Below are 9,260 nucleotides of genomic sequence, written 5' to 3' on the forward strand. Positions count from 1 at the left end.
CGAACCCCAGGCGAGCCCTGGCCTGGAAGATCGCCGACTTCGAGGGCGGCGTGAATGACTCCGACCACCCCGACGCCCACGACAGCCCATCCGTGAGCTGCGCGAACACATCCTCGTAGGAGCCATCCGAATACAGCGCCATCCCCATCGAGAAGTACGCCATCACCCGCGCGGGCAAGGACCGGTGGCGCCGCTCAGTACGCCCCGCATCCTCGATCACCGCGTCAACCACATCTGCGGGAAACACCCGCGTCAGCAACCCCACAGACACCAAATCCGACAACCGGACATCAGAAGACGGCTTCACCCAACCAGAGCGCGGCATCCCCCCACAGTAACCCAGAAGCGCTTAACTGAACGGTATTGAGGCTTAGTGCGGTGCGGTTGGTGCGGGAGTCGAACCCGTACGCCCGGTGCGTGCACACGGTCGCGGCGGTGTCGTACACCTTGGTCAGGCGGCCAGCCGCGTCATACCCGTACTCCTGGTCCGACCAGCCCGCGTTGGTAGTGGTTTGGTTGTGGACGGACTCGGAGACGCTGTTGCTGTAGACGATCGTGCCGTCGCTGTCGCGGGTGTAGGTGCGCTCCACCGGCGTGCCCGTGCTGTCGACCCGTACTGCAAGGGTGTAGCCGCCGGGCAGCTTTTCGCTGGTCAGCGTGGCATCGGCATCATAGGTGCCACTGAACACACCGGCGGCAGAGTCTGTGATTCTGGTGGCGAGGCCGCGTGGTTCGGCGGCGTGGTCGTAGGTGTAGGTCTGGGTGGAGGGCACGCTGTCGGTGACCTTCACCGGACATTGGCCGTGCCATCGGTGGGTCGGCCCTCGTCGTACTCCTTCGCCGTCCAGCCGCGGCCGATCACCGACGTGCCGGCCGAGGCCAGGGTGGTGGACCCGGACTTGAGGTCACGGGTCAGGTCGAGCCGCCGCAGGGGACCGAACTCCTGGAGCTCGCGGATGCCCCCGTCGTCGTAGAGCGTGGTCGTGGACAGCAGCATGGCGCGTTCGGCGGAGCCGAGCCGACCGATGCCCAGGTCCACCTGGGCCTCCTTGTCCGCGGTGGTCAGACCGAGGGCGATCGAGCGGTTGCCTGCGGTCAGCTCGCGGACCGTGTTGCCGAACCGGTCGGACTCCATGGTGGTGATGTGTCCCCCCGGAGTAGCCTCGTTCACGGTGCGGCCCGACGCGTTCAGGTAGCTGATGTTCGCGCGACCGTAGGCCGTGGCCGCGAGATCGGCACCGGTGGAGGAGGCGGGAACCGAGTCGGCCGGGAACACGGCGGTGGCGTCCGTCGGCACGTCCGTCTGGCCCCAGGCCTTCACATCGGCCGCGCTCAGCTTGTACGGGGCGGTGGTCCCGGTCAGGGGCACTCCGTAGACGATCATAGTCACGGCGCTACCGTCGACAGTGTCGGTGGTTCCCTGCTTGAGCGTGGGGCGCGAGGCCTTGAGCAGCATGCCCTCACCCGCGACCACGGTGTCCCCGGCTTTGCCGTAGGTGAACGTCCAGGGCTGATCGGTGGACGAACGGAAGGTGGTGATGCGGCCCGCGTCGTCGTAGGCGTACTGCACCTGCGTGGCCTGGTCCAGACGCGGGTTCCACTGCTGCCGCAGCCGCCCCTCGGCGTCATAGCGGTAGGTGCTCACCGACCGCACGGAGGAGGACGTCTCACCCTTACCTGTGGCGTACAGCAGGATGTCCTTGACTTGGCCGGCGTAGTCACCGACGGCCAACGCAGTGGCGGTGGTGGTGGTCGCGTACACGAACTCCAGCACCCGACAGCCCTTGGTGGTGGGCGCCGAGAGACAGGTCGCGTTGTCGACGGCGGAGGTTGGGGCAACGATCCGCACAGGACGGGCCACGGTCTTCCCACCCACCACGACCGTCTCGGACTTCATGGTTGTATTGGTGGTGTCCAGCCCGTCAAGGCGCGAGGAGGTCATCTGCCAGGCGTCCGCGCCCGCGTCGGCCTTGGTGAACTCCGTCACGACGCCTTCGCCGTCGCTGAGGGTGAAGGCCGTGCCAACAGTGCCCTTGAGGACCAGGTCCGCCGCTCCCGGCTCCGAGACCCACCCAGTTCTGCCCGCGTTCGAGGTGAAGCTGATTTTGGTGCCATCTGTCTTGACCAGAGTGACGGCCGTGTCCGAGACCCTGCGCAGATACGCGTAGTCCGACTCGGTGAGTTCCGCGGTCAGCCCGGACATCCAGGCGGCACCGAACACCGGAGCCTGCCCTTCCTGACCGGCCGCCTTGGTGGGGGTGCGTGAAGAGGCGGTCCGTGTGACGGAAAGGCCGTAGTAGGAGACGTCCGAGGCAGAGATGCTGTAGTCGCCGGTGAGAAGGTTGACCGATCCAGGCCCGACCTCTTGCACGGCGGCGGTGTCGGCGGTGCGGTCGACGACCACAGTCAGCGGATTGCTGTTCGCCGAGGCGTTCGACGCCCCGGTGAACTCGGCCCGGATCTGCACGGAGCCGTCCGGCGACACCGTTCCGGCCGCGTCCCAGGTGAGGGCCTCGTTCTTGCCGTTCGTCAGGGCGACGGGCCAGGCGGCGAGCGGAGTTCCCCCAAAGCTGACGTTACCGACCGGAATCCGCGTCCAGGCATCCGCGTCGGAGCGGCGCCAGGAGAATGCGACCTGGTCGTACTTGCTGCTGTCGGCTTCCGCCACCAGATTAGCCGTCGCGCGGTACGGTCCCCGTCGGAAGGCTGGTTGAAGCCGCCCGGACCGGCGTGGAAGGTGTACTCGGCTGCCTCGGACCGGTTGTCCGCCTTGTCCACAGTACGCACCTGCAGTCTCTGCGTCCCGTCCTGTGGCGGAGTGATGCTCACGGTCTTGTCACCACTCGCACCCCCGATGGCGACCTTTGTCCAGGTCGCCCCATCCAGGGACCACTCCAGCCAGTTGTGGTCGCTCGCGGGTGGAGTGATGACGAAGCTGCCCGCCTGCCCGCCGCCCTTCACCCATGACGTGGACGGGTAGTCCGTGGACGTGATCTTCGTCGGGGCGGAAGGGGCCTTGGTGTCGACGGTGAACGTCTTGTACGCCGACCAGCCCGCGTTGTAGTGGGTCCCGTCGTACGGCGAGGTGCGGAACTTGTACGTCTTACCTTCCGCCAGTACGCCCGCGGGCACGGTGACCGACGCTACCTGCCCGGACGGCACGAACTTCGACACCAGGACGTTGCCGACCTGGGTGTTGGTGGCGGAGTCGAAGATCTGGAAGGTGCCATTGACCTTGTCGCCGTCGGCGTCGACGAAGGTGTCCCGCAGGGTGGGCGTGGTGGTGTTCACCACGTAGTCGCCGCCGTAGGAGAAGTACGGCGGGCCAGCCTCCTGCTTGGTACCGGTGCGCGGCCGGTAGTTGTAGTTGACCACCAGCTTCGGCGGGTTGGAGGCGGCGTTGGCGGAGTTGACGCGCTTCCACTGTGCCACCACCGACTCGTCTGTGGCTCGGATGCCCATGTGGCCGCGGGTGGCCTTGGCCGAAGCCCACTCCTGGACGAGCGTCGACACATCGGCGTTGATCCACCCGTCAGGCTGGGTAGTGCACGAGGTGTTGCCGCGTGTCTCGGTGGAGGTGGCCTTCTTCGCCGTCATGGTCGGCCGGTTGGCCCAGCGGCTGGACGTGGAAGCTGCGCCGGAAGACCACACCTCCCATGGATAGGCCTTGCAGTCGACATTGTTGCCCGAGTGGAAGTTCCACAGGGAGAGCTTCGCATCCAGCACCAAGGCGTCCTGGATGGGCGAGGTGTTCCAGGAGATGAACGACTGCGCCGTACGGGGCGTACCGTCGGCATTCTTGGTGCCCGGGTTTCCGAGGTCCAGCTCGACGTCGTTGGACCCGTCGACGGTCTCGCCCTGCTGGACGTAGGTGTCGAAGACATTCGACAGGGAGGAAGTGGAAGGGTCCACCGTCACCGGGTACTTCGTCCCGGGGGCGCCGAGGAACTTCGCATCCGGCGTGATGACGAGATCGACCGCGCCCTTGCGCTGGACCACCTTCATGTCGACCTTGGCCCGGTTGGTGTGCTCACCGGAGGCCTTGTCGACCGAGGCGTCCCACATCACCGGAGCAGGCATGACTGCCCGCCTCTTGTTCTTCCTGTCGGTGAACAGCAGGCTGCCGTCAGCCTGCTCCTTGACCTTCAGTCCCTTGGCCTTCAAGGGCAACGTGTATGTGTAGCCCTCCGCTGCCGGGCGCTGCTGAATGTCTACGTACTGCTCGTAGCCGGTACGTGTGGCCTCGACCACCACGTCCGCGCCCGGAACCGCGTTCACGTACGTCGCGCGGGTGCCGTTGAGCTTCGGGGTGGGAAGCCCGCCCTTCCACTGCAGGGTGATCTGCTCGTCCCCCTTGCCGAGCGTCACCAGGTCGGTCGGCTTGGCGGCTTGCGCCGACTTGAGCGATGTGGCGCGGCTACCGGTCTTACCTGCGAGCTTCAGCCCGCGCGGATGAGCCTTGGGCGCGATCGAACCGTCGGAGCCGCTGACGAGATCCAGGTCGACGTCTCGCCACTCACCAGTAGCTTCGTCCTCGAACCGGACCGGACCGGCAGTGAGCTCGGTGGTCAGCGAGCCGTTCTTGTTGACCCAGGTCGTGGAAGTCTCAGTGCGCTCGGACAGCGCTTCAACACGCTTCCCCGACAAGCGTGCTGCCACGCGTGCGGAGGGGATGTCCGCCGCCTGTGTGGCTGCGGATCTTTTCGCCGATGTGGCTGCTTGTGGCGAGGCCGCGAACGCGTCACTTGTTCCGTGGATGAGCGTGGCCGCCAGGGCCAGGGCGAGACTGCTCGCTATGAAGCGCAGGCCCCCGCTGGACAAGGGGCGTCCGCGCTCATGTGGCGCGGGTCTGTAACCGTCATCATTCCTCGGTCTCTTGCTGGTCTGCGCCACTTATGTGATGCAAGTATGAAGGTATCGAGGAGAAAAAGAATGGAAAGCACACCAGGGTCACTCAAGATCGGCAATCTTGATCATGGTCGCGGTATGAGCTGCATCACTAACGGGCGGTCAAGATCCTTCAGTTGTAAGCAGGTTGCTACGCCATGCTTTGCGACACTTAGCCAGTTAATCCGTTTTGCGGCCAGCTAGCATTGAGGCACTCGGACATCGGACACGGTGGGACGTACGGGATGTGGGCCGACCCCCACCGCCCCGACTGGGGCGTGGTGGCGGAGCGCTACCAGGCCGGGAAGCTGACGAAGCTCTAGAAGAAGGCCGCCCTGGTAAAGGAGACCGCATCCGAGTGGCAATCGCAGGTCAGGGAGCCACCAGCTCCTCCCGCGCGATCACCCGCCGGTCCAGCTCGATCTCCGCGGCCTCCAGCACCTCAGCCAACCGCGCGGCTTCCTCCCGCAGCCCCTCCACCCGCACCCGGGCAACCGCCTCCCGCTCCTCCAGCATTCCCAGCACCGACGCCACCGCGCACCCCTCGGTCATGAAGCGGACACAAGACGCCGCATGCCTCCCTCACTCCGAGCGAAACCATGCCTGACCAGCAGAAATCAAGGGATCACGTTCGGTTGAGATACGGCTTCTGACGCCTGTCCGTCCGCAAGGGCAGGTGCCCTCGCGGTACCTTCGCCCATCAGGCACGACCTGCGCCGTCCGTTCCGTCTTCAGTGCGTGGTCTGGTCTGCTGTTTCTCGGGTGATGTCGGTGTAGAGGCGGAAGAGAGTCGGGCGGGCTTCGTTCTGGTCACGTTCGTGCAGGGCCGCCCAGCACTGGGCGATGAGCTCCCGGGCCTGGGTGCCGGGCCAGGGCCGGGGCAGGAGCTGAGGCGGCAGCAACGGGTCGGGCTCTATGGCGCGGGTGAGTTCGGCGGCCAGCTCGACAGCGATGGTGAGCAGTGCGGAGGGGGAGAGTTCGGCAGAGCCGGTGAGCCGGGCGAGGCGGGGCTGGGCGATACGGCTGAGGCGGTGGTAGCTGTCGGCGATCTCCTGCAGGGGCCACAGACGTCGGGCGAGTTCGGCAGGTTCTTGGGTGTCGCCCCTGCGCAGGTCCGTCGTGGTGAGGAGGGTGAGCGCGCCGTGGGTGCCGAGCCGGTGGGCCGCTTCTTCGACGTACGGTTCCCACGTGTTGGCGCAGACGTACAATCCGCCCTGGAGCGGGGCGCCGCCGAGGTGGACGAGCGTCTCGCGCAGGGCGTCCCGGGCGGTGCGCGCCGATTCGGGCACCGCGAAGGCGGCCAGGTGCCAGACACCGTCCCACGGTGCGAGCCCGGCGTCCTGTTGGAATGCGTGCCGCAGGAAGTCCGCGTTGGGGGCGAGGGCACGCGTGGTGTCCGTGGTCGCGTGCAGCTCCGCCTTGCGGCCGCGGCCTTCGTGGGTGAATCGGCCTTCGGACACGAGGCGTTTGATGCACAGCCGTACCTGCTGGTCGCTCATGCCCAGGGTGTTGGCGACGGTGTACAGCTCGTCCGCGTCGACGGTGCCGTCCTCGCGGATCAGCGCGTGGACGAGCGTGCGGGTGGGGACCTCGACGTGGTCGGTCTCGGCGCTCACAGTTCTCTCACTCCTTTTGTTCCGACCGGGCGGTGCATGGTGGTCACCGCGCCGAATCCGAGCAGCCCGCGCAGGTAGGGCGTGTGCTCGGTCCGTACGGCCGTGAAGCCGCGCCGCTCGTACAGGGCCCTGGCGCGCGGGTTGGTGTCGATCACGTCCAGTCTGATCTCCCGGCAGTCCTGCTCCGCCGCGACGGCGGCTACTTCCTCGATGAGCAGGCTCCCGACGCCCCGGCCGCGCATGTCCGGATCCACGGCGATGCCGTCCATGACGAGTTGTCCGGGGGCCGGGTGGCGTTCGAACAGGGCGAGGAGCAGGATTCGGTGCAGTCCGCGTACGTGTCCGTACGCGCGCAGAACGGCGCAAGCCGATCCTCCGGTGAGGGCCCGCCCGTCGTGCTGGTAGCCGGCGAGGCCGACGAGCTGCCCGTCCAGGAGTGCGCAGACCGCGCGATCGGCGTTCAGGTGGGCGGCGATAAAGGGCACCGCCTTGCCCGGCGGGTTCAGGGCGGGACCGAGTTTGCGGCCGAAGGCGTCCCAGTACAGCTCGGCCGCCCGCCGCTCGGCTCCGGCCGGAACACCCCGCCGCACTGTCACCGGTCCAGTGCCGGTGCCTGTCACGTCCAGTCCCATGCCGTGCCCCTTTTCTCGCTGCAACCCTCACCTAAAACTACCATTCTCGTGACGATCGTGCTCGCTGTGATAGTTTTAGTAGTGCCCAGACCCGAACAAAGGGGACAGATCCCATGTGTCCAAAGATCCGGCCCGGACGGCGCGGACTCCGCATCGCCGTGTGGTCACTCGTCACGGCCCTGGTCGTGACCGCCGGCCTCGTCGGTGTGGCGCTGTGGCAGAACTCCTACGACATGGACGAGCAGCGGGTCACGATCCGCCACGGCGGCCACACCCTCAACGGCGTACTGGCCATCCCCAGGGACGGCCGCAAGCACCACGGCCTGGTCGTGTACGTCCACGGCGACGGCCCCGTCGACGCCACCCACGACGACGGTTACAAGCCCATATGGGAGGCGAACGCCAAGGCCGGGTACGCCTCCCTGTCCTGGGACAAGCCCGGCGTCGCGGGCGCACCCGGCAACTGGTTCGACCAGTCCATGGACGACCGGGCCAACGAGGCAGCCGCCGCCATCGCCTGGGCCCGCGCCCGCCCGGACATCGACGGCGACCGGATCGGGCTCTGGGGCGCCAGCCAGGCGGGCTGGGTCCTGCCGAAGATCGCCGCCAAGACGCCCGTGAGCTTCGTCATCGCCGTCTCGCCCGCCATCAACTGGCTCCAGCAGGGCCGCTACAACCTCCTCGCCGAGCTGCGCGCCGACGGCGCATCAGCAGCCCGCACCAAGGCGGAGGTCGCCAAGAGCGACACCACCCTCCGGCTGCTGGAACGCCAGGCGACCTTCGAGGAGTACGTCAAGGCGATGCGCGGCGACGCGGACGGCATGACCGCCGACCGCTGGGGCTTCATCTCCAAGAACTACACCGCGGACGCCACACAAGACCTCCGCGCCCTGCGCGGCGTACCGGTGCTGCTGACCCTCGCAGGCCATGACATCAACGTGGACACCGCCGACACGGAGCGCACCTACCACAAGGTGCTGGACGCAGGCGGCGCTTTGACGGTCAAGCATTACCCGGACGCGACCCACTCACTGCTCAAGCAGTCCATCGAGCAGTCGGACCTCAAGATCACGCTCACCGCGCTCTTCTCCCCCCACTCGCTCTTCGCGGACGGATTCCTTGACAGCCAACGGCAGTTCCTCAAGGAACTCGGCCGAGGCAGCCATGCCACTCCCGCAAGCTCGGCCCGCGTGGTGCACGTTCACGTGTACCGCCCGGTGCACTTTGACGCGAACGCCGACACCTGGTGCTGAATGCTCGTCATCGTAGGGTCAGCGGGCGCCGAGTGCTTCGGCCAGGATCCGGGCTTGTGCTGTGGTGAGGTGGGCCCCACGCGTCGCCGGGCCCCGTGAGCCGGTCGACCCGGTCCGCATCGGCCGCCGCGTCGTACGGCGCCGGGCGAAGGGCATGGCCGCCGTCGCCGTCGCGGCCGCCGCCGCCCGGGAAGCCGAGCTGCGCGAAGCCGCCCGGATCGCGGCCCGCGCCGACGAGCTTCAGGCGCTGCGCGAGCTGGGCACGCTGGAGCAGACCGCGCCCCGCGACGGCGACGAAGCCGCCCGTGACGAGCTCACCCGCCGAGCCGGCGGCTACGCCCAGGCCGATGTCGACTCCTGGCTCGCGCACGCCCTGGCCGCGCACCTCGGGCACTACCGCGACCCCGCCACCCGCGAGGAAGCCGCTGGCCTTCTGACGCAGCCAGTCCTCGCGCACGCCGCACTGCTCACCGAACTCGCCCGCCTGGTCCCCGGCGCCGACATCGACCAGCTGGCGTTGCGGCCCGGATCGCCACCACCGAGCCCGAAGCCACCAGCGCCCTCGCCACGTTCCTCGCCCGCACCCGCTCCGACGCGAGCTGACCTCACCCTGCGCACCCCCCAGGCCCTCCGAGCTCCTTGGGAGATGACCTGTGAGGGCTTGAGGAACTGGGGCCAGAAATGCCCCGGATCATCCGTGATGCCTAGTGTCTCGTGATTCTGTCGTTGGAACTTGATGGTTCATCGCTTCGTTGGCCCGGTGTGGATCTCTCCTCCGAACAGATTGATGAGCTGCGGGAGTTGGCGGGCAGCCGTCACGCCCCTGCCGATGTCGTCCTGCGGGCCCGCCTGGTGCTGTGGGCGGCCGAGGG

General features: G+C 67.5%; 7 protein-coding genes and 1 pseudogene. 2 read left to right on the plus strand and 6 right to left on the minus strand.

Annotation, left to right across the window (positions count from 1 at the left end):
• The 6 genes and pseudogenes from BT364_RS38295 to BT364_RS38320 all read right to left on the minus strand — a co-directional run.
• A partial coding sequence (locus BT364_RS38295; protein WP_177328405.1) for a transposase domain-containing protein occupies nucleotides 1-325 on the minus strand: 325 nt, incomplete at its 3' end.
• Nucleotides 291-791, minus strand: coding sequence for a hypothetical protein (locus tag BT364_RS44665; protein WP_072489746.1), 501 nt, complete (start codon nucleotides 789-791; stop codon nucleotides 291-293). The genes BT364_RS44665 and BT364_RS38295, both read right to left, overlap by 35 nt.
• Nucleotides 788-4,773 (minus strand): annotated as a pseudogene (locus BT364_RS39660) (DNRLRE domain-containing protein). The gene BT364_RS44665 and the pseudogene BT364_RS39660 overlap by 4 nt, the downstream one beginning before the upstream one ends.
• Before the next feature lie 486 nt (nucleotides 4,774-5,259).
• A complete protein-coding gene (locus tag BT364_RS38310; protein ID WP_177328404.1) occupies nucleotides 5,260-5,439 on the minus strand; it encodes a hypothetical protein in 180 nt (59 codons plus the stop codon).
• Between the two features lie 179 nt (nucleotides 5,440-5,618).
• The gene (locus BT364_RS38315; RefSeq protein ID WP_072489748.1) at nucleotides 5,619-6,503 is read right to left on the minus strand and encodes a PaaX family transcriptional regulator C-terminal domain-containing protein; all 885 of its coding nucleotides are present in this window, start codon (nucleotides 6,501-6,503) and stop codon (nucleotides 5,619-5,621) included.
• On the minus strand, nucleotides 6,500-7,135 hold the full coding sequence (locus BT364_RS38320; RefSeq protein WP_072489749.1) for a GNAT family N-acetyltransferase: 636 nt from the start codon (nucleotides 7,133-7,135) through the stop codon (nucleotides 6,500-6,502). Before BT364_RS38320 ends, BT364_RS38315 begins: the two co-directional genes overlap by 4 nt.
• Before the next feature lie 113 nt (nucleotides 7,136-7,248).
• Between BT364_RS38320 and BT364_RS38325 the strand changes: the two genes are divergently transcribed.
• Nucleotides 7,249-8,388 carry an alpha/beta hydrolase family protein gene (locus BT364_RS38325; RefSeq protein WP_079179864.1) on the plus strand — a complete coding sequence of 380 codons (1,140 nt, stop codon included), beginning with the start codon at nucleotides 7,249-7,251 and terminating at the stop codon, nucleotides 8,386-8,388.
• Nucleotides 8,389-8,452: 64 nt separating this feature from the next.
• On the plus strand, nucleotides 8,453-9,106 hold the full coding sequence (locus BT364_RS39665) for a hypothetical protein (protein WP_256260426.1): 654 nt from the start codon (nucleotides 8,453-8,455) through the stop codon (nucleotides 9,104-9,106).
• Nucleotides 9,107-9,260 lie beyond the last annotated feature (154 nt).

This window comes from Streptomyces atratus, assembly GCF_900119365.1.
Taxonomy (GTDB): Bacteria; Actinomycetota; Actinomycetes; order Streptomycetales; family Streptomycetaceae; genus Streptomyces; species Streptomyces atratus_B.

Bases quoted from the DNA above. Each gene is read 5' to 3' on its own strand.
- BT364_RS38310 (WP_177328404.1), bottom strand. From the start codon at position 5,439: ATGACCGAGGGGTGCGCGGTGGCGTCGGTGCTGGGAATGCTGGAGGAG.
- BT364_RS38320 (WP_072489749.1), bottom strand. From the start codon at position 7,135: ATGGGACTGGACGTGACAGGCACCGGCACTGGACCGGTGACAGTGCGG.
- BT364_RS38325 (WP_079179864.1), top strand. From the start codon at position 7,249: ATGTGTCCAAAGATCCGGCCCGGACGGCGCGGACTCCGCATCGCCGTG.